This window comes from Micromonospora sp. HK10 (assembly GCF_000982955.1).
GTDB lineage: Bacteria > Actinomycetota > Actinomycetes > Mycobacteriales > Micromonosporaceae > Micromonospora.
On record NZ_KQ058900.1, the window covers coordinates 21,885 to 45,984 of the forward strand.

The 24,100-nt window shown below is 73.2% G+C and carries 27 protein-coding genes; 5 read left to right on the plus strand and 22 right to left on the minus strand.

What is annotated here, in order from left to right; genetic code table 11:
• Positions 1 to 2: 2 nt before the first annotated feature.
• The 5 genes from LQ51_RS29935 to recO all read right to left on the minus strand — a co-directional run bounded on the left by LQ51_RS29935 (position 3) and on the right by recO (position 3,081).
• A complete protein-coding gene (locus LQ51_RS29935; protein WP_046571538.1) occupies positions 3 to 770 on the minus strand; it encodes a pirin family protein in 768 nt (255 codons plus the stop codon).
• Positions 767 to 988: a hypothetical protein gene (locus tag LQ51_RS29940; RefSeq protein ID WP_046571540.1), complete on the minus strand. Its 222-nt coding sequence runs from the start codon at positions 986 to 988 to the stop codon at positions 767 to 769. Before LQ51_RS29940 ends, LQ51_RS29935 begins: the two co-directional genes overlap by 4 nt.
• A gap of 140 nt (positions 989 to 1,128) precedes the next feature.
• Entirely contained in the window at positions 1,129 to 1,314 is a 186-nt protein-coding gene (locus LQ51_RS29945; protein ID WP_046571541.1) for a hypothetical protein, read from the minus strand.
• 70 nt (positions 1,315 to 1,384) lie between these two features.
• Positions 1,385 to 2,185, minus strand: coding sequence for an isoprenyl transferase (locus tag LQ51_RS29950; protein WP_156313285.1), 801 nt, complete (start codon positions 2,183 to 2,185; stop codon positions 1,385 to 1,387).
• A gap of 8 nt (positions 2,186 to 2,193) precedes the next feature.
• Positions 2,194 to 3,081 (minus strand): DNA repair protein RecO, encoded by an 888-nt coding sequence (gene recO / locus LQ51_RS29955; RefSeq protein ID WP_046571543.1) that lies wholly within the window; start codon positions 3,079 to 3,081, stop codon positions 2,194 to 2,196.
• A gap of 102 nt (positions 3,082 to 3,183) precedes the next feature.
• On the opposite strand from recO, the gene LQ51_RS29960 reads away from it, so the two are divergent.
• A complete protein-coding gene (locus tag LQ51_RS29960; protein WP_046571545.1) occupies positions 3,184 to 3,969 on the plus strand; it encodes a DUF4097 family beta strand repeat-containing protein in 786 nt (261 codons plus the stop codon).
• Here LQ51_RS29960 and LQ51_RS29965 read toward each other — a convergent pair.
• The 8 genes from LQ51_RS29965 to LQ51_RS30000 form a co-directional block, all read right to left on the minus strand.
• Positions 3,956 to 5,167: an acyltransferase family protein gene (locus LQ51_RS29965; RefSeq protein WP_046571548.1), complete on the minus strand. Its 1,212-nt coding sequence runs from the start codon at positions 5,165 to 5,167 to the stop codon at positions 3,956 to 3,958. The genes LQ51_RS29960 and LQ51_RS29965 overlap by 14 nt on opposite strands.
• A gap of 180 nt (positions 5,168 to 5,347) precedes the next feature.
• On the minus strand, positions 5,348 to 6,247 hold the full coding sequence (era, locus tag LQ51_RS29970) for a GTPase Era (RefSeq protein WP_046571670.1): 900 nt from the start codon (positions 6,245 to 6,247) through the stop codon (positions 5,348 to 5,350).
• Positions 6,248 to 6,317: 70 nt separating this feature from the next.
• A complete protein-coding gene (locus tag LQ51_RS29975; protein ID WP_046571551.1) occupies positions 6,318 to 6,704 on the minus strand; it encodes a hypothetical protein in 387 nt (128 codons plus the stop codon).
• Positions 6,697 to 8,109 carry a hemolysin family protein gene (locus LQ51_RS29980; protein WP_197087957.1) on the minus strand — a complete coding sequence of 471 codons (1,413 nt, stop codon included), beginning with the start codon at positions 8,107 to 8,109 and terminating at the stop codon, positions 6,697 to 6,699. Before LQ51_RS29980 ends, LQ51_RS29975 begins: the two co-directional genes overlap by 8 nt.
• Positions 8,085 to 8,558: an rRNA maturation RNase YbeY gene (ybeY, locus tag LQ51_RS29985; protein WP_046571555.1), complete on the minus strand. Its 474-nt coding sequence runs from the start codon at positions 8,556 to 8,558 to the stop codon at positions 8,085 to 8,087. Before ybeY ends, LQ51_RS29980 begins: the two co-directional genes overlap by 25 nt.
• A gap of 17 nt (positions 8,559 to 8,575) precedes the next feature.
• Positions 8,576 to 9,634 (minus strand): PhoH family protein, encoded by a 1,059-nt coding sequence (locus tag LQ51_RS29990; protein WP_046571557.1) that lies wholly within the window; start codon positions 9,632 to 9,634, stop codon positions 8,576 to 8,578.
• Positions 9,635 to 9,765: 131 nt separating this feature from the next.
• The gene (locus LQ51_RS29995; protein WP_046571560.1) at positions 9,766 to 11,142 is read right to left on the minus strand and encodes a serine hydrolase domain-containing protein; all 1,377 of its coding nucleotides are present in this window, start codon (positions 11,140 to 11,142) and stop codon (positions 9,766 to 9,768) included.
• Between the two features lie 21 nt (positions 11,143 to 11,163).
• Positions 11,164 to 11,514 carry a histidine triad nucleotide-binding protein gene (locus LQ51_RS30000; protein WP_046571561.1) on the minus strand — a complete coding sequence of 117 codons (351 nt, stop codon included), beginning with the start codon at positions 11,512 to 11,514 and terminating at the stop codon, positions 11,164 to 11,166.
• A 92-nt stretch (positions 11,515 to 11,606) separates the two neighbouring features.
• Here LQ51_RS30000 and LQ51_RS30005 point away from each other — a divergent pair, with 92 nt between their 5' ends.
• On the plus strand, positions 11,607 to 12,368 hold the full coding sequence (locus LQ51_RS30005) for an SDR family NAD(P)-dependent oxidoreductase (protein WP_046571672.1): 762 nt from the start codon (positions 11,607 to 11,609) through the stop codon (positions 12,366 to 12,368).
• Between the two features lie 183 nt (positions 12,369 to 12,551).
• Here the strand turns inward: LQ51_RS30005 and LQ51_RS30010 are convergent, their stop codons facing one another.
• The 3 genes from LQ51_RS30010 to hrcA form a co-directional block, all read right to left on the minus strand.
• Positions 12,552 to 13,286, minus strand: a complete 735-nt coding sequence (locus LQ51_RS30010) for a 16S rRNA (uracil(1498)-N(3))-methyltransferase (RefSeq protein WP_046571563.1) — start codon at positions 13,284 to 13,286, stop codon at positions 12,552 to 12,554.
• Between the two features lies 1 nt (position 13,287).
• The gene (gene dnaJ / locus LQ51_RS30015) at positions 13,288 to 14,430 is read right to left on the minus strand and encodes a molecular chaperone DnaJ (protein ID WP_046571565.1); all 1,143 of its coding nucleotides are present in this window, start codon (positions 14,428 to 14,430) and stop codon (positions 13,288 to 13,290) included.
• Between the two features lie 73 nt (positions 14,431 to 14,503).
• Positions 14,504 to 15,526, minus strand: a complete 1,023-nt coding sequence (gene hrcA / locus LQ51_RS30020) for a heat-inducible transcriptional repressor HrcA (RefSeq protein WP_046571674.1) — start codon at positions 15,524 to 15,526, stop codon at positions 14,504 to 14,506.
• Between the two features lie 224 nt (positions 15,527 to 15,750).
• Between hrcA and LQ51_RS34430 the strand changes: the two genes are divergently transcribed.
• Positions 15,751 to 16,395: a DUF4870 domain-containing protein gene (locus LQ51_RS34430; protein ID WP_082159724.1), complete on the plus strand. Its 645-nt coding sequence runs from the start codon at positions 15,751 to 15,753 to the stop codon at positions 16,393 to 16,395.
• A 51-nt stretch (positions 16,396 to 16,446) separates the two neighbouring features.
• On the opposite strand, the gene hemW is transcribed toward LQ51_RS34430, so the two are convergent.
• Positions 16,447 to 17,670, minus strand: a complete 1,224-nt coding sequence (hemW, locus tag LQ51_RS30030) for a radical SAM family heme chaperone HemW (RefSeq protein WP_197087953.1) — start codon at positions 17,668 to 17,670, stop codon at positions 16,447 to 16,449.
• Between the two features lie 19 nt (positions 17,671 to 17,689).
• Here hemW and LQ51_RS30035 point away from each other — a divergent pair, with 19 nt between their 5' ends.
• Positions 17,690 to 18,475, plus strand: a complete 786-nt coding sequence (locus LQ51_RS30035; protein ID WP_046571678.1) for an enoyl-CoA hydratase-related protein — start codon at positions 17,690 to 17,692, stop codon at positions 18,473 to 18,475.
• Between the two features lie 119 nt (positions 18,476 to 18,594).
• Complete coding sequence (locus tag LQ51_RS30040) at positions 18,595 to 19,455, plus strand: hypothetical protein (RefSeq protein ID WP_046571680.1); 861 nt, start codon at positions 18,595 to 18,597, stop codon at positions 19,453 to 19,455.
• A 160-nt stretch (positions 19,456 to 19,615) separates the two neighbouring features.
• Here the strand turns inward: LQ51_RS30040 and LQ51_RS30045 are convergent, their stop codons facing one another.
• The 5 genes from LQ51_RS30045 to LQ51_RS30065 form a co-directional block, all read right to left on the minus strand.
• Positions 19,616 to 20,260: an MOSC domain-containing protein gene (locus LQ51_RS30045; RefSeq protein ID WP_046571568.1), complete on the minus strand. Its 645-nt coding sequence runs from the start codon at positions 20,258 to 20,260 to the stop codon at positions 19,616 to 19,618.
• Positions 20,261 to 20,304: 44 nt separating this feature from the next.
• Positions 20,305 to 21,135 (minus strand): carbohydrate ABC transporter permease, encoded by an 831-nt coding sequence (locus tag LQ51_RS30050; RefSeq protein WP_046571570.1) that lies wholly within the window; start codon positions 21,133 to 21,135, stop codon positions 20,305 to 20,307.
• Positions 21,132 to 22,118 (minus strand): carbohydrate ABC transporter permease, encoded by a 987-nt coding sequence (locus LQ51_RS30055; RefSeq protein ID WP_046571572.1) that lies wholly within the window; start codon positions 22,116 to 22,118, stop codon positions 21,132 to 21,134. The genes LQ51_RS30050 and LQ51_RS30055 overlap by 4 nt, the downstream gene beginning before the upstream one ends.
• The gene (locus LQ51_RS30060) at positions 22,115 to 23,407 is read right to left on the minus strand and encodes a sugar ABC transporter substrate-binding protein (RefSeq protein ID WP_046571573.1); all 1,293 of its coding nucleotides are present in this window, start codon (positions 23,405 to 23,407) and stop codon (positions 22,115 to 22,117) included. Before LQ51_RS30060 ends, LQ51_RS30055 begins: the two co-directional genes overlap by 4 nt.
• 234 nt (positions 23,408 to 23,641) lie before the next feature.
• Complete coding sequence (locus LQ51_RS30065) at positions 23,642 to 23,926, minus strand: GlsB/YeaQ/YmgE family stress response membrane protein (protein ID WP_046571574.1); 285 nt, start codon at positions 23,924 to 23,926, stop codon at positions 23,642 to 23,644.
• Between the last annotated feature and the right edge of the window lie 174 nt (positions 23,927 to 24,100).

Below are 24,100 nucleotides of genomic sequence, written 5' to 3' on the forward strand. Positions count from 1 at the left end.
GATCAGGCGAGGGTGGCGTGCATCTCCCAGACCAGGATCTCCGCCGGCTCGGCGGCGACCACCCGCTGTCCACCGGTCATCGTGATCCGCGCCGCGTCCCCCTCGTCCAGCCGCCCGGCGCCCTCCAGGGTGACCGCGCCGCTGGGCACGTAGAGGTGCAGGAACGGCGCGTCGGGGAGGTCGACCTCGTCGCCGGGGGCGAGCCGGGCGGCGTGCAGGGTCGCGTAGCGGTTGCGGATCCGGATGGCGGACGCGCCGTCGTACCGGTCCATCCCGGAGGCGACCGGGACCAGCCCGCCGCGGAGCAGCTCGTCGCCGATCTCCAACTGCTCGTAGCCGGGGTCGACGCCCTCCTCGTCGGGCAGCACCCACATCTGCACGAAGTGGACCGGGTCCCGGTGCGGGGCGGTGTTGTCCAACCGCCAGGAGTCGTTCTTCTCCGAGTGCAGGATGCCGGTGCCGGCGCTCATCCGCTGCGCCAGGCCCGGGTAGATGACGCCGGAGTGGCCGGTGGAGTCCTGGTGCACCAGGGAACCCCGCAGCACCCAGGTGACGATCTCCATGTCCTGGTGCGGATGGGTCTCGAAGCCGCTGCCCGGGCGCACCACGTCATCGTTGTTGACCAGCAGCAGGCCGTGGTGGGTGTTCGCCGGGTCGTAGTGCCGGGAGAACGAGAACGAGTGCTTCGAGTCCAGCCAGGACAGCCGGGTGGCGAACCGGTCGGCGGCCCGCCGCACGTCCACCGCCGGGACGGGGGCGACCGCGGTCACCAGGCACGCTGCCCGGTCTCGGTGGGCGCCCAGGTCAGTGCCGGCTCGCCGGTGGCCAGCTCACCGATCTCGCCGGCGCGCAGGGCGGGCGTGTGGCCCAGTTCGGCGCAGTGCTGCTCGGCGATCTCCGCGCAGATCTCGGCCACCTGCTCGCAGAGGGGATCGCCCAGGTCGGCGGCGTTCAACGCCATGATCATCTTGAACCGGAGATCACTCATCCCCCACCCCCGCGTGGCGGGCGCGTCCCGGCGGCGCGCCCTGCGCCGATCGTACGCGCGAGCGCCCCGCCCCCGGCCGGAAAGCCGGATGCGGGGCACCCTCGTACGGCCCGCCGCGACGCTGCGCCGGGCCGACGGCGTCAGAAGAACCGGCGCCGCTTGGCCTTCTGCGGCCGGAGCATGTCGGCGCCCTTGGTGAGCAGCCGGCTCACCCCGCTCGGCCCACGACGGGTCTCCAGCGAGTGGCTGAGCCGGCGCGCGCCGGCCGCCGCCAGCGGCACGGCGACCGCCATGACCGCCCACTGCGCGATCCGCTTCTGAATCATTGTCGGTTCACCTCCGCGATCGTCTGCTGCCCGTTCTGGTACCCAGCGCGTCGCGTCGGTAAGCCTCGCCTCAGCCGGTCGGCGCCACCGGATTGGGCAGCGCGCCGCCGAAGCGGCGGTCCCGCTGCGCGTACAGCTCGCACGCGTACCACAGGTGGCGGCGGTCGAAGTCCGGCCAGAGGGTGTCCAGGAAGACCAGCTCGGCGTACGCGCTCTGCCAGAGCAGGAAGTTGGAGGTGCGCTGCTCGCCGGAGGGGCGCAGGAAGAGGTCCACCTCGGGGACCTCCGGGTGGTACAGGTACTTCCCGATGGTCTTCTCGGTGATCCGGTCCGGATGCAGCCGGCCCGCGGCGACGTCCCGGGCGATCGCGGCGGTCGCGTCGGCGATCTCCGCCTGGCCGCCGTAGTTGACGCAGAACTGCAGGGTCAGCGTCGAGTTGCCGCGGGACATCTCCTCGGCGGTCTGCAACTCCGAGATGACGCTCTTCCACAGCCGTCCGGCCCGGCCGGACCAGACCACCCGGACGCCCAGGTCGACGAGCTGGTCGCGGCGGCGGCGGATCACGTCCCGGTTGAAGCCCATCAGGAAGCGGACCTCCTCCGGCGAGCGCCGCCAGTTCTCGGTCGAGAAGGCGTACGCCGACAGGTAGGGGATGCCCAGCTCGATGGCGCCCTCGATGGTGTCGAAGAGGCTGTGCTCGCCCTGCTCGTGTCCCTTGGTGCGGGGCAGGCCGCGCTCCTTGGCCCAGCGCCCGTTGCCGTCCATCACCACGGCGATGTGCCGCGGCAGCGCGTCGGCCGGCAGGGCCGGGGGCCGGGCGCCCGACGGGTGCGGAGTCGGTGGCACCGGCTCGCGCCGGCCGGCCCTCATCGATCGGATCACTCGCTAATCTCCCTGTTCACGCCGGCGTTGGCCGGTCCGGCGCCGGCACGCGGCGGGACCACATCCGGCCCCGCGCCGGCACGCGGCGGGACCACACCCGGCCCCGCGCCGGCCGCCGGGGCGCCCCGGTCGACCAGCGGCAGCGAGCGTAGCGCGCGCTCCAGATGCCACTGGAGGTGCGCCGCGACCAGGCCGCTGCACTCCCGGCGCACGCCGGTCTCGGTGGCGTCGGCGTACGCCCAGTCGCCGGTGGTCAGCGCGGACATCAGCTCGATGGTGGCCGGGGCCGGATGGGCGGCGCCGGGGGGCCGGCAGTCCGGGCAGACCGCGCCGCCGGCCGGCACGGAGAACGCCCGGTGCCGCCCCGGGGTGCCGCAGACCGCGCAGGCGGTCAGCGCCGGCGCCCAGCCCGCGAAGGACATGCCGCGCAGCAAGTACGCGTCGAGCACCAGGGTGGTGGCGTGCTCGCCGGTGGCCAGCGACCGCAGCGCGCCCAGGGTGAGCTGGAACAGCCGCAGCGACGGCTCCCGCTCGATCGGGGTGAGCCGCTCCGCCGTCTCGGCGATCGCGCTGGCCGCCGTGTAGCGGGGGTAGTCGCCGAGGAACCGCTTGCCGTACAGGTCGATCCCCTCGACCTGGCTGATGCTCTGCAGCGAGCTGCCCTGATTGCCCTTGGGGTCGCCGGCGAGCTGGAGGTCGACGTGCCCGAACGGCTCCAGCCGGGCGCCGAACCTGCTGGTGGTGCGCCGCACCCCGCGGGCCACCGCGCGCAGCCGGCCGTGCCGGCGGGTGAGCAGCGTGATGATCCGGTCGGACTCGCCCAGCTTCTGCACGCGCAGCACCACCGCGTCGTCGCGGTAGAGCTGTCGGCGGTACCCGGCCATCGGGCCATTCTCCCTCGGGGTGCGATCTCAGGGTCGGCTCGGGGTGGATCGGCGGTGGATCCCGGATGTGCCACCCCCGCGGTGCGCCGTAGCGTGCTCGCCATGGCTCTGCACCGGACCGCCGTCGCCGTCACCGCCGCCACGGCCTCGCTCATCCTCCTCGCCGGGTGCGACAACCTGTCGTTCCGGCGGCTGGACTACGACAACACCGAGGCGACCGGGATCAGCCGGATCACCGTGCCGTCCGGGGGCGCCGGTGACGTGGCCGTCCGCGCCACCGGGCCCGCCGGCCAGGTGCGGATCAAGCGGGTGGTCCGCTACCAGGGCGGGCAGCAGCCCGACACCCGGTACCAGATCAAGGGCGACGAACTGGTGCTGCCGACCGACTGCGGTGCCCGGTGCACCGTCGCCTGGGAGGTGATCGCCCCGGCGGGCGTGGCGGTGCGCGGCGAGACCGGCTCCGGCAACGTCGAGCTGGCCCAGGTCGGCACCGTCGAGTTCACCCTGCGCTCGGGGGACCTCAGCGTGAGCGGGGCACGCGGCGATGTCCGCGCCGAGACCACGTCGGGCAACATCCGGGTGGTCGACGCGGCCGGCGCGGTCCGGCTGCGCGCGTCGTCCGGCGACATCGAGGCGCGCCGGCTGGGCGCCGGGGTGGACGCGGAGGCCACCTCCGGCAACGTCACCGTCGAGCTGGACCGGCCGGCCCCGGTCCGGCTGCGGGCGTCCAGCGGCGACATCGACCTCACCGTGCCCGACGACCGCTACCGGGTGCGGGCCAGCGCCCGGTCCGGCGACACCGACCTGGGCGTGCCCGACGACCCGGCGGCGTCGCTGCTGCTGGACGTCGCGGCCACCAGCGGCAACGTCCGGATCAACCGGCGCTGAGCCGGTCCGCCCGGTCGGCGCCCGCGGCGGCCGGCTCGGCGGCGCGGCGCGGGCCGGGAACCCGGTCGGCGCGCGCAGCGGCCGGCTCGGCGGCGCGGCGCGGGGCGGGAACCCGGCCGGCGCCGACCAGTTCGGCCGCCGCGCCGGCCGGCGCCGGGCTGGCCGGCGCGGTCGCCGCCCGCTCGGCCCCGGTCCACCGGGGCCGGCCGGGAAACAGCTCCGGGGTACGCCGGGCCGCCAGGTCCTCCACCCAGCCGACCAGCAGGGTGACCACGCCGACCAGGGCGAACACCAGCACCACCCGGACGGCCAGCCCGAGCGGGTCGCGCGGGGTCCAGCCGACCAGGCCGACCAGCGGGGTGAGCGCCACCACGAAGGGCATGTGCCAGAGGTAGCAGGTGAGGGCGCGCCGGTTCAGCACGGTCACCACCCGGCTCACCACCGGGTTGCGGTCCACCCAGGCCGCCCCGTCGGGCGCCCGGCCGATCGCCACCAGGATGAACGCCGCCGACCAGAGCGCGTTGCCGAGGTGGATGTCGTTCAGGTCGTGGCCGCGCGGGCCGGGGTGGGTGGCGATCCAGGCCAGGCCGGCCGCGCCGAGGGCGAGCGCGGTGGGCACGAGCACCCGGTTGCGCATCCGGCGCACCAGCCCGTCGTGGTGGGCGAAGCCGAGCAGCCAGGCGCCGAAGTAGAGGCCGAACTCGCGCAGCACGGTCGGGGCGTCCGGGAAGATGCCGAACTCGATCACCGCGAGCAGCGCGTACGGGGCGAGCAGCACGGGCAGCGGCGCCCGGCGGAACAGCCAGAGCACCAGCGGTGAGGCGAGCACGAACCACAGGTAGTCCCGCAGGTACCAGATCGGGCTCAGCGCCAGCCCACCCCAGTAGTTGGCCGGCGGGTCGCTCACCGGGAAGAGCCAGAGCAGCACCTTCGGGGTGAACGGCAGCCCGGTGAGCAGCATGGCCGGGACGAAGACCGCGGCGAGCACCCAGAGTGACGGCAGCAGGCGACGCAGCCGGCGCGCCACGGCCGGCACGCCGGTCCGGTCCAACGAGGCGGCCATCAGCGAACCGGCGAGCGCGAACATCACCGACATGGCCGGGAACACCAGGGTGAGCGTGGCATAGCCGGTCACGTGGTAGACGACGACTCGGACGATGGCCAGGGAGCGGAGCAGGTCAAGGTATCGGTTTCGCATCAGCCTGCATCTGGGTCCGGGGGCGGGGACAGGTTTCCCCTACCCTCCGCTCCGGCCCGGCGAACCGACACGCAGGCCGAGCCAAAAGTGAGACTTCCCATAGAGCAGACTGAATTCGACCAGGCCCGTACGGCATGAAGCGCGCCCCGCCGGCCCGGGACCGGCGGAGCGCGGACGCCGTCAGAAGCCGAGCTTGCGCAGCTGCTTCGGGTCCCGCTGCCAGTCCTTCGCGACCCGGACATGCAGGTCCAGGTAGATGCGGCCACCGAGCAACTCCTCGATGTGCCGGCGGGCGGTGGTGCCGACCTCCTTGAGTCGGCTGCCCCGGTGTCCGATGACGATCGCCTTCTGGCTCGGCCGCTCGACGTACAGGTCCGCGTAGATCTTCGTGAGGTTGCCCTCCGGGATCATCTCCTCCACCACCACGGCGATGGAGTGCGGCAGCTCGTCCCGGACCCCCTCCAGCGCCGCCTCGCGGATCAGCTCGGCGACCAGCACCTGCTCGGGGTCGTCGGTGAGCATGTCGTCCGGGTAGAGCTGCGGCGACTCCGGCAGGTAGCCGGTCATCACGTCGACCAGCGTGCCCACCTGGTGCCCGGAGACCGCGCTGACCGGCACCACGTCGGCGAACTCGCCCAGCTCGCTGACCGCGAGCAACTGCTCGGCCAGCCGCCGCTTGTCCACCAGGTCGGTCTTGGTGACCACGGCCAGCACGGTGGCCTTGAGGCTGGCCAGTTCGCCGGTGATGAACCGGTCGCCCCGGCCGATCGGCTCGTTCGCCGGGATGCAGAGGCCGATCACGTCGACCTCGCTCCAGGTCTCCCGGACCAGGTCGTTGAGGCGCTCGCCGAGCAGCGTCCGGGGCCGGTGCAGACCCGGGGTGTCGACCAGCACGAGCTGGGAGTCCGGCCGGTGCAGCACCGCCCGGATGACGTGCCGGGTGGTCTGCGGCTTGTTCGAGGTGATCGCGATCTTGGTGCCGACGATCGCGTTGGTCAGCGTCGACTTGCCGGCGTTCGGCCGGCCGACGAAACACGCGAACCCGGCCCGGTACGGGCGGGGCGCCTCCGGATCCGGCAGCCCCGTCGCGCTCACGCCGCCGCTCCGCTTCGCCCCGCGCCGGCGCGCGCCGGCCAGGAAACGTGCCCGGTCACTCGACCACCGTGCCGAGGACGGTGCCGTCCGGCGCGGCCACGTGGATCGGCGCGTCGGCGGCGAGGTCCCGGACGGCGGCGTGCCCGGCGCCGTCCAGCGTCGAGGCCTCGGTCACCACCACCGCCGCCTCCAGCCGGCTGGCCCCGGCCGCCACCGCCGAGGCGACCGCGAGCTGGAGCGCGGTCAGCGTCAGCGACGGCAACGCCACGCTGGCCGCCGCGTACGTCCGGCCGTCCTGGTCCCGGACCGCGGCGCCCTCCACGGCACCGACCCGGCCCCGCGCGCCGCGGGCCAGCACGACCAGCTTGCCGTCCTCGGCGCTCAGCTCGGCCGGATCGGACGGGGTGGGGCGGGCCGCCGGCACGGCGGAAGACTCAGGCATCGGCGGGTTGCCTCTCCTCGGAACGGTTGGGGTTGCCGCGGGGCTCGGCGTGCTCGCCGCGCCCGGCGCTGTCCGGCGCGTCGCCCGGCTCGACCCGACTCACCAGCACGGTGTCGATCCGGTTACGCCGGCCGGTGGTGCCCTCGGCGAGCAGCCGGAGCCCGGCCACCTCGGCCTCCGCGCCGGGGATCGGCACCCGGCCGAGCGACTGGGCGAGCAGGCCGCCGACGGTCTCCACCTCGTCGGTGGGCAGGTCGGTGTCGAACAACTCGCCCAGCGTCTCCACGGGCAGCCGGGCGGTCACCCGCACCGAGCCGTCCGGCAGGCGCTCGACCGGCGGGCGCTCGACATCGTACTCGTCGGTGATCTCACCGACGATCTCCTCCAGGATGTCCTCGATGGTGACCAGGCCGCCGGTGCCGCCGTACTCGTCGACCACGATGACCAGGTGGTTGCGGGCGGCCTGCATCTCGGAGAGCAGGTCGTCGACCGGCTTGGACTCCGGCACGAACGTCGCCGGGCGCATCAGCTCCGACACGGCCAGCCGCCCGCTGCGCGGGTCACCGCCCTGGGTACGCCGGATCAGGTCCTTCAGGTAGAGCACGCCGAGCACGTCGTCGACGCTCTCCCCGATCACCGGGATGCGGGAGAAGCCGGAGCGCAGGAAGAGGACCAGCGCCTGGTTGAGTGTCTTGTGCTCCTCGATCCACACCATCTCGGTACGCGGCACCATCACCTCCCGGGCGATGGTGTCGCCGAGCGCGAAGACCGAGTGGATCATCTGGCGTTCGCCGTGCTCCACCACGCCGCGCTGCTCGGCCAGGTCGACCAGCTCACGCAGCTCCACCTGGCTGGCGAACGGGCCCTCACGGAAGCCCTTGCCGGGGGTGACCGCGTTGCCGATGAGGATCAGCAGCGACGCCAGCGGGTTGAGCGCCCGACCCAGCCAGCGCACCAGCGGGGCGACCGCGCGCCCCACCGCGTACGCGTGCTGCCGGCCGAGGGTGCGCGGCGCCACCCCGACCACCACGAAGCTGACCACGGTCATCGCCCCGGCGGTGACCAGGGCGGCCCGCCAGCCGGCGCCGAAGCTGTCCACCGCCACCAGCGCCACCAGCGTGGTGGCGGTCAGCTCGGCCAGCAGCCGGACCAGCAGCAGCAGGTTGAGGTGCCGGACCACGTCACCGGCGACCGCCTGGAGGGTACGCGCGCCGCGCGCCCCGTCCCGGGCCAGCTCGGCGGCCCGGGCCGGCGACACGGCGGCCAGCGCGGCCTCGGTCATCGCGATGAGCCCGGCCAGCACCACCAGCGCGGCCGCGACGGCGATGAGCTGGAGATCGGGGAGGTCGGTGGGAGCGGCGACGGCCGCCAGGGTGGTCATCACCGGGACCGGGTCGACCGCCAGCTGTCCAGCAGCCGGGCCTGGAGACCGAACATCTCCCGCTCCTCCTCCGGCTCGGCGTGGTCGTAGCCGAGCAGGTGCAGCACGCCGTGCACGGTGAGCAGGTGCAACTCGTCGGCGGTGGCGTGCCCCGCGGTGGCCGCCTGCTTGGCCGCCACCTCCGGACAGAGCACGATGTCGCCGAGCAGGGCCGGCTCACCGCCGGCCGGGCCGCTCTCGCCCGGGCCGTGGTCGACGCTGCCCTCGTCCATGGGGAAGGCGAGCACGTCGGTGGGGCCGTCGCCGCCCATCCAGCGATGGTTCAGCTCGGACATGTAGTCGATGTCGACCAGCAGCACGGAGAGCTCGGCGAGGGGGTTCACCCCCATCTCGTCGAGGGCGTGCCGGGCGACGGCGAGCACGGCGTCGGTGTCGACCTCGACACCCGACTCGTTGGCGATCTCGATGGACAACTGTCTTCCTCTGGTGGTTAGCGGCGCCGGCCGGCCCGGCCGCCCTGGGCGGGTCGCCCGGGCACGGCGTGCACGCTCTGCGCCTGCTGGTTCTCCCGCTCGGCGTCCCAGCGGGCGTACGCGTCGACGATCTCGCCCACCAGCTTGTGCCGGACCACGTCGGCACTGGAGAGCTGGGCGAAGTGGACGTCCTCGACGTTGTTCAGGATGTCCCGGACCACCCGCAGGCCGCTGGTCGTCCCGCCGGGAAGGTCCACCTGGGTGACGTCACCGGTGACCACGATCTTGGAACCGAAGCCGAGCCGGGTGAGGAACATCTTCATCTGCTCGGGCGTGGTGTTCTGCGCCTCGTCCAGGATGATGAACGCGTCATTAAGGGTCCTACCCCTCATGTATGCCAGCGGGGCCACCTCGATGGTGCCGGCGGCCATCAGCTTCGGGATGGACTCCGGGTCGAGCATGTCGTGCAGCGCGTCGTAGAGCGGGCGCAGGTAGGGGTCGATCTTCTCGTTCAGGGTGCCGGGCAGGAAGCCCAGCCGCTCCCCCGCCTCGACCGCCGGCCGGGTCAGGATGATCCGGTTGACCTGCTTGGCCTGCAGCGCCTGGACCGCCTTGGCCATGGCCAGGTAGGTCTTGCCGGTGCCGGCGGGGCCGATGCCGAAGACGATGGTGTGCGCGTCGATCGCGTCGACGTACTTCTTCTGGCCCAGCGTCTTGGGACGGATGGTGCGGCCGCGCCGGGAGAGGATGTTGAGCGTCAGAACCTCGGCGGGCCGCTCGGCGCTGCCCTGCTCGAGCATGCCGACGGTACGCCGGACCGCGTCTGTGGTCAGGGTCTCGCCTTTCTCGATCAGTTCGAGCAGCTCACTGAAGAGGCGCTCGGCGAGGGCGTTGTCCCCGGGGGCGCCGGTGATGGTGATCTCGTTGCCCCGCACGTGGACGTCACTGTTGACGGAGCGTTCGACGAGCCGGAGGATCTCGTCGCCCGCACCGAGCAGGTTCACCATGATCTTCTGGTCGGGGACCGTGATCCTGGTCTGCACCCGGGGCGGGGCGGGAGGTGGGGTGTCCGTCATAGCTCGGGCCGTCGGGCCCTGCGCCACCTGCTCTCGATCTCGGCGCCGGGCCCCTGCTGGCGCGGCGGACGACTCATCCATCGTATCGGGTCAACACCGCACGCACCGCGCCCATTTCCCGTGGTCGACGGTCAGTGCCCGGCGCGGAAGTCGTACCCGTCGAAGGTCTCCTGGGCCCGGGTGAAGCGGTAGGTGGCCCAGTGCATCCGGACCACCGCGCCGCGCTCGTCGCGGGTGAGCCGGAGCAGTTCGCCCACCTCCCGGCCGGCGACGGTCCGGAACACGTCCGGCCGGTCCGGCAGCGGGGCGAACACGGCGGGCGGCTTGCCGGCCGGGTCGTCCGCGCCCCGCGCCCGCAGCGTCCCGTCGTGCCAGGAGAAGACGTACTCGAAGCCCTCACCCCACCACCGGCCCAGCATGCCGCGCAGGTGCTCCGGGGCGGGCGGCCCGGGCGCCCACGGCTCGACGTCGGCCGGGTCGTGCTCGGCCGCGGCGGCGAGCAGCCGGTGCGGCAGGTCGAACACCGCCACGCCGGTGCCGGACGAGCCCAGCACCGCGCAGCCCATCGCGCCGGCCGTGCCGTCCCCGCCCCGCCGGCCGTAGACGGCGGCCAGGAACCCGGGCATGGCCCCGTCGTGCCCCACGTGCATCACCCGCCCCGGCTGCGGCACCAGGATCAGGCCGAGGCCGAAGCCGGCCGCCCAGACCGTCTCGTCGGTGCTGGTCAGCGGCCAGCGCATCTCGTCGAGGGTGGCCGGGGCGAGCACCGCGCCGGCCGGGTCCAGCGCCGCCGGGTCGGCCAGGAAGGCGGCCCAGCGGGCCATGTCCACCGCGGTGCTCCAGAGCTGCGCGGCGGGGGCCACCGCGCCGAAGTCGGTGGGCGGCTCCGGCCGGGCCTCGTCGGAGTACGCGTCGACCAGGTGGCCGGTCGCCGCCCGGGGCCCCGGCTCCGGGCCGGTGGCGGTCAGCCCGAGCGGGCCCAGCACCCGGTCGGCCAGCACCTCGGCCCAGGTCCCGCCGCGCAGCCGGGCGACCATCTCGCCGAGCAGCGCCATCCCCAGGTTGGAGTAGTGGTAACGCCGCCCGGTGGGCAGCACCCGCTCCACCCGGGTCAGGTCGGCGAGGAGCCGGTCGACGTCGGGGGCGCGCAGGGTGTCCCACACGTCGCCGTGCGGCTCGCGCTGCAGGCCCGCGGTGTGCGACAACAGCCGGCGTACGGTCAGCTCGCCGTGCGCCGGCAGGTCGAGGTGCCGGCCGATCGGGTCGTCGAGGTCGAGCAGCCCGTCGTCGCGGCACTGCATGACCAGCGTCGCGGTGAAGGTCTTGGTGACCGAGCCGATCCGGAACACCGTCTCCGGGTCGAGCGGGGTGTCGTTGCCGGTCGCGCCGACCGTGCACGTCCAGAGCGGCCGGTCGGCCCGGTGCAGGGCCACCGACACCGCCGGGATCCGCCCCTGCGCCTGGGCCTGCCGCACCATCCGGCCGAGCCGGTCCCGCACCGTGATCATGAGGGCAGTCTAGGCAGCCGCTCAGCGGCAGAGCATCGGGCCGAGCGGGGCGCCGCCGAGCAGGTGCGCATGCACGTGGAAGACCTCCTGGCCACCGTACGGGCCGGTGTTGAACATCAGCCGGAAGCCGTCCGCGGTGAGCCCCTCCTCCTCGGCCACCACGGCGGCCGTGGCCAGCACGTCGGCGGCGAGCGCCGGATCGCCCTCGGCCAGCGTCGCCACGTCCGCGTAGTGCTCCTTGGGGATGACCAGCACGTGGGTGGGGGCCTTGGGGTCGATGTCCCGGAAGGCGAGGGTGGTGGCGGTCTCCCGCACGATGGTGGCCGGGATCTCCCCGGCGACGATCCGGCAGAACAGGCAGTCGGTTCCCATCCGGGCAGTGTAGGGAAGGACCCGGTCGACGCGGTGTACGCAGGCAAGGGCCCGTGCCGGAAAGGCCGGCGGGGTGGGGCAGGATGGCCGGCATGGCGGGACGGGCGGTACTGGTGACGGGGGCCTCGCGCGGCATCGGCCGGGCGGTGGCGCGGGCGTTCGCGGCGGGTGGGGACCGGGTGGCGATCCACCACCGCGACTCAGCGGAGCTGGCCGAGGCGCTCCGCGCCGAGCTGCCCGGGGACGGGCACGTGGTGGTCCGCGCCGACCTCGCCGACCCGGAGGCCGTCCGGGCCATGGTCGACGACGCGGCCCGGCAACTCGGTGGGCTGGACGTGCTGGTCAACAACGCCGGCGTATACGGACCCCGGGACCTGCCGCACCCGGTCTTCGGCAACACCTACGAGCAGTGGCGCGAACAGTGGCGGCTGGTGCTGGAGACCAACCTGACCGGCGCCGCCAACGTCACCTGGTGCGCCGCGCAGCACATGCGCGGGCGGGGTGGCCGGATCGTCAACGTCTCGTCGCGGGGCGCGTTCCGGGGCGAGCCGGAGCAGCCCGCGTACGGTGCCAGCAAGGCCGGGCTGAACGCGCTCGGGCAGTCCCTGGCGCTGGCCCTGGCGCCCTACGGCATCGCGGTCGCGACGGTGGCGCCCGGCTTCGTCGAGACGGACATGACCACCACGCATCTCAGCGGCGAGCGGGGTGCCGCGATCCGGGCCCAGAGCCCGTTCAACCGGGTCGCCCGACCCGACGAGATCGCCGCCGCCGTGCACTGGCTCGCCAGCCCCGAGGCCGAATGGGCCTCCGGCACCATCATCGACCTCAACGGCGCCTCCTACCTCCGCACCTGACCCCACCCCTCCCCACCTCCTGGGGCCCACCCCCACCCGCCCCTACCACCCCCACCCACCAGGCGCGTTGATCAAGGACTTTGCGTCGGCCGAGCCGGGTTTCCCGGACGCAAACTCCTTGATCAACGTGGGAGGGCGGGGGGGGAGGGGGGCCAGGGGGCCGGGGGGTGCGGGGGTGGGGGGTTACCAGCGGGGGAGGCGGGTGGAGAGGACGCTGAGGGCGGCGACGCCGGCGGTGGAGGTGCGCAGGACCGAGGGGCCGAGGCGGACGGGGCGGGCGCCGGCCTCGCGGAAGGCGGAGAGCTCCGGGTCGGCGATGCCGCCCTCGGGGCCCACCACCAGCACGATCTCGCCGGTCGACGGGAGTGCCGCGGTGGTCAGCCGGTCCGTGGCCTCCTCGTGCAGGACGAACGCGGCGGCCGCGCCGGCGATCCGCCGGGTCACCGTGCCGGTCGACTCGTCCGGCGTACCGGCCACCACGGGCAGCCACGCCCGGCGGGCCTGCTTGGCCGCCTCCCGGGCGGTGGCCGCCCACTTCTCCCGGGCCCGTACGCCCCGCTCGCCGCGCCACTGCACCACCGAGCGGGACGCCGCCCAGGGAACGATCTCGTCCACGCCGACCTCGGTCATCGCCTGCACGGCCAACTCACCCCGGTCACCCTTGGCGATGCCCTGCACCACCACGAGCCGGGGTACGGCGGCGTCGACGTACCCCCGGGAGGTGACGGCGAGGTCGAGGGTGCCCCGGCCGACGGCGGTGACCACCGCGGCGGCCGTGCCGCCCCGCCCGTCGGCGAGCAGCAGTTCCTCGCCGGCGCGCAGCCGCTGCACGGTCGCGGCGTGGTGCCCCTCCGGACCGTCCAGGGTCAGCGTGTCCCCGGTGGGCAGCGCCTCGACCAGGAACAGCGGGGCGGACACGTCAGGCGTGCCCGTTGAAGGCGTCGCGCATCCGGGAGAAGAAGCCGCCCTGCTTGGTCAGCTCGGCGACCTCCTCGCCCCGGGTCTTGGCGAAGTCGCGCAGCATCCGCTCCTGGTCGGCGTCGAGCTTGGTCGGGGTCCGCACGTCCAGGTGGACGTAGAGGTCGCCCCGGCCGGTGCCGCGCAGGTGCGGTACGCCCCGGGCGCGCAGCCGCAGCGTGCTGCCCGGCTGGGTGCCCGGCTTGACGTCGACGGTCTCCTCGCTGTCCAGCGTCTTGATGGTCAGCCGGGTGCCGAGCGCGGCGGCGGTCATCGGCACGGTGACCCGGCAGTGCAGGTCGTCGCCCTTGCGGGAGTAGACGTCGTGCGGCCGCTCGTGGATCTCCACGTAGAGGTCGCCGGCGGTGCCGCCGCCCGGGCCCACCTCGCCCTGCTGGGCCAGCCGGATCCGCATGCCGTCCTCGACCCCGGCCGGGATCTTGACGGTCAGCGAGCGCCGGGTCCGCACCCGGCCGTCGCCCGCGCAGGTCGGGCAGGGGTGCGGGATGGTGGTGCCGTAGCCCTGGCAGACGGTGCACGGCCGGGCGGAGACCACCTGGCCGAGGAAGGTCCGCTGGACCGACTGCACCTCGCCCCGGCCGCCGCACGCCTCGCAGGTCGCCAGGTGGGTGCCGGCCGCCGTGCCCGCGCCGGAGCAGGTGGTGCAGAGCACCGCCGTGTCCACCGTGATCGGGGCCTCGACGCCGAAGGCGGTCTCGTTGAGGTCCAGCTCCAGCCGCAGGATCGCGTCGGCGCCTGGCCGGGTACGCGGCCGCGGGCCGCGGGCGCCGCCGGCCGCGCCGCCGAAGAACGCGTCCATGATGTCCTGGAACCCGACGAACGGGCCGGCGCCGCCCGGGCCGCCCGGACCGCCGCCCCCGCCACCCGGCGCGAGCGGGTCGCCGCCCAGGTCGACGATCTGCCGTTTCCGGTCGTCCGAGAGGACCTCGTACGCGGCGTTGATGTCCTTGAACTTCTCCTGTGCCTCCGGGTCCGGATTCACGTCCGGGTGGAACTGCCGCGCCAGCTTGCGGTAGGCGCGCTTGATCTCGTCGTCGGAGGCGTCCCGGCTCACGCCGAGAATGCCGTAGTAGTCCCTGGCCACTGCGTTCGGTGTCCTCGTGTTTCGTCTCGCGTTGCGCCGCGTCGGCCGCAGGTCGGCCGTCGGCCCTGACTGGTCAGTTCTGGGCCAGCAGTTCGCCCACGTAGCGTGCCACGGCCCGCACCATGGCGATGTTGCCGGGGTAGTCCATCCGGGTCGGCCCGAGCACACCGAGCCCACCGACGATGGTGCTGCCCGGTCCGTAGCCGGTGCTGACCACCGAGGCGGCCCGCAGGTTGTCGAATTCGTTCTCGTCGCCGATGAGCACCCGGGTGGTGCTCGGCTCCGTCTCGCCGATCAGCTTGAGCAGCACGACCTCTTCTTCGAGCGCCTCCAGGATGGGCCGCAGCGAGCCCTGGAAGTCGAGCAGACCACCCCGGGTGAGGTTGGCCTGGCCGGCCAGCGCGATGCGTTCCTCGTGCCGCTCGACCAGCGTCTCCAGCAGCACGGTGGAGAGCGTGGCCATGGCCGGGCGCAGCCGCGGGGTGGACTCGTCGACCAGCGCCTGGACCAGCGGCGGGGTCTCCGAGAGCCGGCTGCCGACCAGCTTCTCGTTGACCAGCCGGCGCAGGTCGGTGACGTCCTCGGTGGGGATCGGGCCGGGCATCTCCACCAGCCGCTGCTCGACCCGGCCGGTGTCGGCGATCATGACGACCATCAGCCGGGTGGTGGAGATCGGCACCAGCTCCAGGTGGCGCACCTTGGAGCGGGCCAGGCTCGGGTACTGCACGACGGCGACCTGGCGGGTGAGCTGGGCCAGCAGCCGGACCGTCCGGTGCACCACGTCGTCCAGGTCGACCGCGCCGACCAGGAACCGCTCGATCGCCCGGCGCTCGGCCGGGCTGAGCGGCTTGACCCGGGAGAGCCGGTCGACGAAGAGCCGGTAGCCGCGGTCGGTGGGCACCCGGCCGGCGCTGGTGTGCGGCTGCCGGATGTAGCCCTCCTCCTCCAGCACCGCCATGTCGTTGCGCACGGTGGCCGGGGAGACGCCCAGCTGGTGGCGCTCCACCAGGGCCTTGCTGCCGACCGGCTCCTGCGTGGCGACATAGTCCTCGACGATCGCGCGCAGCACGGCGAGCTTGCGGTCGTCGAGACCCATCTCCTCCACCTCCCTGACGCACCTCGATCCGCCGGCGCACCGGCCAGGCGGCCTGGCACTCGACTGTAGCGAGTGCCAGTCTACGTCGGCCGGCCCGTTGACGCGATGATCAGCTACGGACCCCCCGTGCGGCCCCGGGCACACTGCGCCAGGGCCGATCAGCCGGACATCCCGGTCGTTACCGCTCTGGTGTGGCCTTGCCTGCCGGACCTACCGTGACCCCCATGACTGAACCACCTCGCCCTCCCGGAGCGGGGGACCCCGGCGCCCAGCCGCCGGAGGCGACCCCGCCGTCGGCCCCATACGGCTCGCCGCCAGCGGACGAGCCCCCCACCGCACCACTGTCCGGGCCGCCGGCCGGGGGCGGCTATCCCCCGCCCGGTGGCTATCCGCCGCCGGGCGGCCAGCCCCCGCCGGGCGGCTACCCACCCCCAGGTGGCTACCCTCCGCCGGGCGGCCAACCTCCGCCGGGTGTCGGCTACCCGACCGGCGGCGCATACGGCCCGCCGCCGGGCTACGCCAACAACGACGAGAAGACCTGGGCCCTGATCGCGCACTTCGGCGGTCCGGTCGGGGTGGTCGTCGGCGCCGGCCTGCTCGGCTGGGTGGCGCCGCTCATCGCGCTGATGACCCGGGGGCAGCAGTCGCCCACGGTCCGCGCGCACGCCGTCGCGGCGCTGAACTTCCAGATCACCTGGGCGATCGTCGGCGTGCTCAGCTGGGTGCTCACCCTGATCACCTGCGGGATCCTGTTCTTCATCCCGATGCTGGTCTGGATCGTGCCGTTGATCTTCGGAATCATCGCCGGGGTCAAGGCCAACGAAGGGGTGCTCTACCGCTACCCGATGAGCTACAGCTTCACCAAGTGACCCGGGCAACGAGGTGATCCCGGTCGGCCGGTGGGCCGGCCGGGATCATGCTCAGGGCAGCAGATCGCGGACCACCGCGTCGGCCAGCAGCCGGCCCCGCAGGGTGAGCACCGCCCGGCCGGCCGCGTGGCGGTCGGCGTCCAGCAGGCCGTCGGCCAGGGCGCGGCGGGCCGCCGCCCGGCCCGCCTCGTCCAGCACCTCCAGCGGCAGGCCGGAGGCGAGCCGCAGCCGCAGCATCACGTCCTCCATGTGCGCCTCACCGGGGGTGAGCACCTCCCGGGCCAGGCCCGGCGACTCCCCCGCCGCCAGCCGCTGCGCGTACGTGGCCGGGTGCTTGACGTTCCACCAGCGCACCCCGCCGACGTGGCTGTGCGCCCCCGGCCCGAGGCCCCACCAGTCGGCGCCGGTCCAGTAGAGCAGGTTGTGCCGGCACCGGGCGGCCTCGGTGCGGGCCCAGTTGGAGACCTCGTACCAGGAGAAGCCGGCCGCGTCGAGGGCCGCCTCCGCGGCCAGGTAGCGGTCCGCCGCCACGTCGTCGGAGGGGTACGGCAGCTCGCCGCGGCGCATCCGGGCGGCCAGCCGGGTGCCGTCCTCCACGATCAGGGCGTACGCGCTGACGTGGTCCACGCCGGCCGCCACCACCTGGTCCAGCGAGGCGGCGAAGTCCTCGGCGGTCTCCCCCGGGGTGCCGTAGATGAGGTCCAGGTTCACGTGGTCGAACCCGGCGTCCCGTGCCTCCAGGGCGGCGGCGGTGGCCCGGCCGGCGCTGTGCGTCCGGTCCAGGATCGCCAGCACGCCGGGCGCGGCGGACTGCATGCCCAGCGAGATCCGGGTGTAGCCGGCCGCCCGCAGCGCCTTGAGCGACGCCGGGTTGACCGATTCCGGATTGGCCTCGGTGGTCACCTCGGCGTCGGCGGCCAACCCCCAGGTCCGGTCGATGCCGTCGAGGATCCGGGCGAGGTCGTCGGCGGGCAGCAGGGTCGGGGTGCCGCCGCCGACGAAGACCGTGTCCACCCGCGGCGGCGGGGTGTCGCCCAACACCCGCCGGGCGAGCGCCAGCTCGGCCAGCACCGAGTCGGCGTACGTCTCCCGGCTGACCCCGCCGCCCAGCTCGGCGGCGGTGTACGTGTTGAAGTCGCAGTAGCCGCAGCGGCTGGCGCAGAAGGGCACGTGCAGGTACACGCCGAAACCCCGCGCGCCGACGGCGCGGCGGGCGGCAGCGGGCAGCGATCCGTCGCGCGGGACGGACTCGCCTTCTGGAAGAGCGCCGGGCATGGCCACTAGTGTGCCCGGCATGACCTCTCCGGACGCTCTCGTGCGGGTCGCCACGGCCCGTGGGGTGACCACCCTCACCCTGGACAGCCCGCACAACCGCAACGCGCTCTCCACACCGCTGATGACCGAGCTGCTGGCCGGGCTGGCCGCCGCGGTCGCCGACGACGCGGTCCGGGCGATCGTGCTGGACCACACCGGCCCGGTCTTCTGCTCGGGCGCGGACCTGAAGGAGACCGCCGCCGCGTACGCCAGCGGGAGCGTGCCCGCCGGCATGCTGGGCGACGTGCTGGTCGCGGTCCGGGAGAGCCCGAAGCCGGTGCTGGCGAAGGTGGCCGGGCCGGCGCGGGCCGGCGGGCTGGGGCTGATCGCGGCGGCGGACCTGGCGGTCTGCGCCGAGGAGGCGACGTTCGCGTTCACCGAGGTCCGGATCGGGGTGATCCCGGCGGTGATCTCGGCGACCGTGCTGCCCCGGCTGCTGCCCCGGGCGGCCGCCGAGCTCTACCTGACCGGCGACACCTTCGACGGCCGGCGGGCCGCCGAGATCGGCCTGGTCACCGCCGCGGTGCCGGCCGACGGGCTGGACGCGGCGGTGCAGCGCTACTGCGCCTCGCTGGTCCGGGGTGCGCCGACCGCCCTGGCCGGCGCGAAGCAGCTGCTGCGCCGCCCGGCCCCCGACGACCTGCGCGCGGAGATCGCCGAGTTGGCCGCGCTCTCCACCGGGTACTTCCTCTCCGACGAGGGCCTGGAGGGCGTGCTGGCGTTCCGCGAGAAGCGCCCCGCCGCCTGGGTGCCGACGGGAGACTGAGGGCGCCCGCGGCTGCGGTGGGTGGCCACGGCGTGACCGACCGGGAGGCAACCGGTCGGACGACCCGATCCACCCATCCGGACACGTACGCTTGCGGACTGTCGGGACAGGAGGTGCGGGTGCGAACTCGAGCGGCGATCGTGGCAGCAGGAGTGGCCGTGTGCGTGCTGGCGCTGCTCGGGGTCTGGTTCGTCGCCAAGCAGTTCGGCCACCAGATCGGACTGCCGACGGCGAGCCGCACCTGCACCGTCGAGGCCGACGGCGAGGTGGTGCTCAGCGCCGAGCAGATGGCGAACGCGGCCACCATCGCGGCGATCGGCGTGCAGCGGCGGATGCCGGAGCGGGCCGTGGTGGTGGCGCTGGCGACCGCGTACCAGGAGTCGCACCTACGCAACATCGCCCACGGCGACCGGGACTCGCTGGGCCTGTTCCAGCAGCGCCCGAGCCAGGGTTGGGGCACGCCGGCCCAGATCCGCGACCCGCGCTACGCCGCGGAGAAGTTCTACGCCGCGCTGAAGAAGGTCAAGGGCTGGGAGAAGCTGCGGGTCACCGAGGCCGCCCAGAAGGTGCAGCGGTCGGCCTACCCCGAGGCGTACCAGAAGTGGGCGGCCAAGTCCGAGGTGCTCAGCCGGGCCCTGCTCGGCCACGCCACCGGCGCGGTGGCCTGCACGGTCGGCTCGACACCGACGATGCGCGGTCCGGCCGCGGCGGCGGCGCTGGCGCAGAACCTGGCGTTGGACTGGGGGCTGGCCGGGCTGGCCACGCCGACCGACCTGACCGACTTCGCGGTGCCCGCCACGGACAGCCGCAACGGCTGGCGGTACGCGCACTGGCTGGTCTCGCACGCCGACGACCACGGCGTGAAACGGGTCCGCTTCGGTGACCTGGAGTGGACCGCCCAGCACGGCACCTGGAGCAAGGTGAAGTCGGGCCGTTCGGCGCCGACCCAGGTGCTCGCGGAGGTCTTCGCGGCCACCTGAGCGCCGCCCGTGACACCGCGGCCCGAGCGGACCGCCGGTGTTTGAGAGAAACCGGCGCCCACGAAAGGACGGGCCCGCGGAAGACCGAGGCCCGCGGAAGACCGAGGCCCGCGGAAGACCGAGGCCCGCGTAGGGCCAGGGCCCGCGGGCCGGTCGACGGTCAGGCGGGGGTGACGCCGAGCCGGCGGCGGACCTTCTCCTGGAGCGCCGCGGGCAACTCCGGCACGTCGAGCAGGGCGGGCAGCAGGTCGGGCTCCAGGGTGGTGGCCCGGAACACCTGGCCGATGGTGACCCCGTGCGCCGGCCGATCGACCACCTCGACGGGGTCGCCCGCGCCCACCGCGCCCTCCTGCAACACCCGCAGGTACGCCCCGGGCGCGGCCCGCGCGGTGAACCGCTTGATCAGGTCGGGCATGCCCCAGAAGCCGGCGAACGTGGCGCACGGGGTGCGCGGCTTGGTCACCTCGAGCAGGGCGGAGCCGACCGCCCACCGCTCGCCGATCACGGCGCCGGTCACGTCCACGGCGTACGTGGTGAGGTTCTCGCCGAAGGCGCCCGGCCGCAGCGCCCGGCCCAGCTCGGCCGACCACCAGGCCGCGTCCTCCTCCGCGTACGCGTAGACGGCCTGGTCCGGGCCGCCGTGGTGGGCGCGCTCGCCGATGAAGTCGCCGGCCAGCCCGCCGAGCCGGACGGTCACCGGCCCGTCGGCCGGCCGCTTGTCGATGCCGCTGCGCCCGCTCGGGTCGCCCGCCCACTCCGCCTCGGTGATCACGCCGAGGTTCACCGCCGCCAACCTGCCCGTCATGGCGGCCAGCCTAGTGGTGGGGCCGTACCGGGTCCGCCCGCCGGTCAGCCCTTGACCGCCCCGGCGACCAGACCGGAGACCATCCGGCGCTGCACCAGCAGGAAGAAGACGATCACCGGGAGGGTGAACAGCGTCGAGGCGGCCATCACCGAGCCCCAGGCCGTGTCGTCGCGGCCGAAGAAGAACGTCATCGCCACCGGCAGGGTGTACCGGTGCTGGTCGTTGATGAAGGTCAACGCGAAGATCAGCTCGTTCCAGGCGGTGATGAAGGAGAAGATGCTGGTGGCGACCAGGCCGGGGGCGACCAGCGGGAAGAGCACCTTGCGGAAGGTCTGGGCGCGGCTGGCGCCGTCGATCGCCGCGGCCTCCTCCAGCTCCTTGGGCACCGCGGCCACGAAGCCGCGCAGCATCCAGACCGCGAACGGCAGCGAGAAGCCGAGGTAGGTCAGGATCAGGCTGGGCAGGGTGTTGTAGAGCCCGAGCCGCTGGATCATCAGGAACAGCGGGATGACCAGCGCCTCCAGCGGGATCATCTGCACCACCAGCAGCAGGATCAGGAAGGTGGTGCGCAGCCGGAACCGGAACCGGGCCACCGCGGTCGCGGCGAGCAGCGCGACCAGCCCGCTGAGCAGCACGGTGGCCACCGCGACCAGCGCGCTGTTGAGGAAGAAGTCGGTGAAGGTGACGCCCGGGATGAGGTTGCCGGTGAGGATCTCCCGGTAGTGGTCCAGGGTCGGCTCGGCCGGCACCGGGCGCGGCGTGGCCGAGAAGATCTCCTTGTTCGGCTTCAGCGAGGTGGCGACCATCCAGTAGACCGGGAAGGCCGCGAAGAGGGCGACCAGCAGGCCGGCGCCGTTGAGGGCGATCTTCTTCACGCCTGGTCCTCCTGCCGCAGCACCATGCGGACGTACACGGCGGTCACCACCAGCAGGATCAGGGTGAGGATGACCGCGATCGCCGAGCCGAGACCGTACTTGGGCGGCGGCGAGAAGGCCTCCGCGTACGAGTAGATCGAGAGCATGAAGGTGGTCCGGTCCTGGGTGCCGCCGGCCAGCACGAACTGCTGGGTGAAGACCTTGAAGTCCCAGATGGTGGAGAGCACCACGAGGATGCCGAAGACGGGGCGCAGCATCGGGAAGGTCACCGACCAGAAGACCCGCCACGGGCCGGCCCCGTCCACCCGGGCGGCCTCCTGCAACTCGCTCGGCACGCTCTTCAGGCCGGCGAGCACGCTCACCGCGATGAACGGGAACGAGTGCCAGACCACCACCAGGGTGAGGATCGCGAAGAACAGCAGCGGGTCGTTGAACCAGCCGTAGCCGGTCCAGTCGCTGCGCCCGAAGAGGGTGGTCGACAGCCCGTCGGGCAGCTTGTTGAACAGCCAGGTGACCAGGCCGCTGGTGTCGTCGAAGATCCACTTCCAGACGATGGTGCCGGTCAGCGCCGGGGTGGCCCAGGCGAGCATCACGCAACTGGCCACGAAGGTGGCCATCTTCCGGCCGAGCCGGTTGAGCAGCAGCCCGACCAGGGTGCCGAGGATCATGGTGAGGGCCACGTTGGCCAGGGCGAACAGCACGGTGTTGCGCAGCACCGTACGGAAGAACGGGTCACCGAGGATCTGGGTGTAGTTGGCCAGGCCGACCCAGGGCCACTCCCGGTCCCCCCGCAACTGCCGGACGCTGTCCAGTTTGTAGAAGGACATCATCACGACCTGGCCGAGCGGCCAGAGCAGCAGCACCGCGATGATCGCCAGGCAGGGCAACAGCAACAGGTACGGGAGGCGGTCCGGACGGCGACGCCGCCGCGCGGGGGTCTCCCGCGCGGCGGACGTGCCGGTGGCCTCGGTCAGCGTCGTCACTTGGCGTTGAGGATGCTTTCCATCTCGGCGGCCGCGTCGGCGGTGGCCTTCTCGACCGTCTTCTGACCCTTGATGACCGAGCTGTTCATCGCCTGGGTCACCGTCTTGGTCCGGCTGACCTCGACCCACTTGGGGGTGAGCGGGGTCAGCTTGGTGTTCTGCATGGCGGTGGCGAACGCGGCCATCACCTTGTCGTTGGCGTAGTTACCGCTACCGACCAGGTCCTGGTAGACCGGGAAGAAGCCGAGGCTGCTGGCGAACTCCTGGTCCTTCTGCTTGCTCAGCAGCACCGTCAGGTAGTCCCAGGCCAGGTCCTGGCGCTTGCTGTCCTTCCAGAGGGCGATGTCGGACCCGCCGGCGAACGCCGGGGCGGCCTTGCCGTCCGGGCCGGGAATGGGGAACGTGCCCCACACCTTCTCGATGTCCGGGTTGTCCTTCTTCATCGCGGCGCCCTGCCAGCTGCCGGCGAACGCCATCGCGGCCTTGCCGGTGGCGAACTGGGTCCGCGCGTCGACCTCGTTCCAGCCGGCGGCGGCCGGCGGGGCGACCTTGTGCACGGTCACCAGGTCGGTCCAGAACTTGACCGCCTTCTGCGCCTCCGGGGTGTTGTAGCCGGACTTCCAGCTGTCCCCCTGCTTGGTGGCGATCTCGCCGCCGGCCGCCCAGAGGAACGAGTAGAACGGCAGCTCGGAGTTGCCCGGCAGCGCGATGCCGTAGGTGTTCGGCTTCTTGGCCTGGACGGTCTTGGCGACGCTGACCAGCTCGTCCCAGGTCGTCGGCGGCTTCACGCCGGCCTCGGCGAACCAGTCGGTGCGGTAGTAGATGGCCCGCACGCCGGCGTACCACGGGACGCCGTACTGCTTGCCGTCGAGCTGGGCGTTCTTGACCAGGTCGGGCAGGATGTCCTTGCCCTCGGACCAGCCGTTGAACTTGCCGCTGACGTCGGCGAGGGCCTCCTGGGCCGCCCAGCCCTGGGTCTCGGTGTTGCCCAGCTCGGTGACGTCGGGCCCCTCCCCACCGGCGAGCGCGGCCTGGAACTTCTTCGGCGCCTCGAGCCAGGGGATGTACTGCACCACGACGTCGGTCTCGGGGTGCTTCTTCTTGAACTCCGCCTCGACGCCGTCGAGGAACTTGGTCTGGGCGTCGCCGCCCTCACCCATCATCCAGACCGTGAGCTTGCTGTTGTCCGCGGCCTTGTCGTCGTCGCCGGAGCCACCGCAGCCGGCGAGCACCATCGCGGCCGAGGCCACGACGGCGGTGACCGGGGCCAGCCGCTTCCACCTGTTCACGCCATATCTCCCTCGCGCCGGTTGGCACTAACCTTCTCCGCCGCACCTTAGTAGGAAAATTTCCTTTACAACAGGGGGCAGTCGCGGCCGGCGGCCGTGGCGACGGTATCGCAGCCACCCGCCCTCGCGGCAGGGGTGACATCCGGGCAGGTCAGCAGGTCAGCGGGTCAGCACGCGGAAAGCGGGCGCCCGACCTGGTGGTCGGGCGCCCGCTGGAGCGCTTCGGTGCGAGGGTCAGTAGCGCGAGACGCCGCGCCGGCGGCCGACCCCGGCCACCAGGGCCACGCCGATGGCGGCGAACAGGACCTGCAGCATCAGCTCGCGCCAGTCGATGCCGGCGGTCTCGGCGAAGCCCGCGGCGCGGGCCACGATCGTGCCCAGCAGCGCGGCACCCACACCGATCAGCATGTGCAGCCACATCGGCATGTTCTGGCGGCCCGGAACGACCAGGCGGCCCAGAGCGCCGACGATCAGACCAACGATGAGCGCGGTGATGATGCCCCAAACGGTGAGCTCCACGGTCGCCCTCCTTCTGCGAATTTGTCACACGTCGCCGTCTGCTTCGTGTCGTGACCGCTAAGTTCCCGACCCGCCGAAAATCCAAACCGACTCCGGTGACGAATTGCTCGAGACGGCCACGACCTGGGCTTTCCCGGACCGGCTCGGGCGCTTTCCCGTACCGGCTCGGGCGCT

Coding starts and splice junctions, on each gene's coding strand:
- LQ51_RS29940 (WP_046571540.1), bottom strand. CDS start 988: ATGAGTGATCTCCGGTTCAAGATGATCATGGCGTTGAACGCCGCCGAC.
- LQ51_RS29945 (WP_046571541.1), bottom strand. CDS start 1,314: ATGATTCAGAAGCGGATCGCGCAGTGGGCGGTCATGGCGGTCGCCGTG.
- LQ51_RS29950 (WP_156313285.1), bottom strand. CDS start 2,185: ATGAGGGCCGGCCGGCGCGAGCCGGTGCCACCGACTCCGCACCCGTCG.
- recO (WP_046571543.1), bottom strand. CDS start 3,081: ATGGCCGGGTACCGCCGACAGCTCTACCGCGACGACGCGGTGGTGCTG.
- LQ51_RS29960 (WP_046571545.1), top strand. CDS start 3,184: ATGGCTCTGCACCGGACCGCCGTCGCCGTCACCGCCGCCACGGCCTCG.
- LQ51_RS29965 (WP_046571548.1), bottom strand. CDS start 5,167: ATGCGAAACCGATACCTTGACCTGCTCCGCTCCCTGGCCATCGTCCGA.
- LQ51_RS29975 (WP_046571551.1), bottom strand. CDS start 6,704: ATGCCTGAGTCTTCCGCCGTGCCGGCGGCCCGCCCCACCCCGTCCGAT.
- LQ51_RS29990 (WP_046571557.1), bottom strand. CDS start 9,634: ATGACGGACACCCCACCTCCCGCCCCGCCCCGGGTGCAGACCAGGATC.
- LQ51_RS29995 (WP_046571560.1), bottom strand. CDS start 11,142: ATGATCACGGTGCGGGACCGGCTCGGCCGGATGGTGCGGCAGGCCCAG.
- LQ51_RS30000 (WP_046571561.1), bottom strand. CDS start 11,514: ATGGGAACCGACTGCCTGTTCTGCCGGATCGTCGCCGGGGAGATCCCG.
- LQ51_RS30005 (WP_046571672.1), top strand. CDS start 11,607: ATGGCGGGACGGGCGGTACTGGTGACGGGGGCCTCGCGCGGCATCGGC.
- hrcA (WP_046571674.1), bottom strand. CDS start 15,526: ATGGGTCTCGACGACCGCAAGCTCGCCGTGCTGCGCGCGATCGTCGAG.
- LQ51_RS34430 (WP_082159724.1), top strand. CDS start 15,751: ATGACTGAACCACCTCGCCCTCCCGGAGCGGGGGACCCCGGCGCCCAG.
- hemW (WP_197087953.1), bottom strand. CDS start 17,670: ATGCCCGGCGCTCTTCCAGAAGGCGAGTCCGTCCCGCGCGACGGATCG.
- LQ51_RS30035 (WP_046571678.1), top strand. CDS start 17,690: ATGACCTCTCCGGACGCTCTCGTGCGGGTCGCCACGGCCCGTGGGGTG.
- LQ51_RS30045 (WP_046571568.1), bottom strand. CDS start 20,260: ATGACGGGCAGGTTGGCGGCGGTGAACCTCGGCGTGATCACCGAGGCG.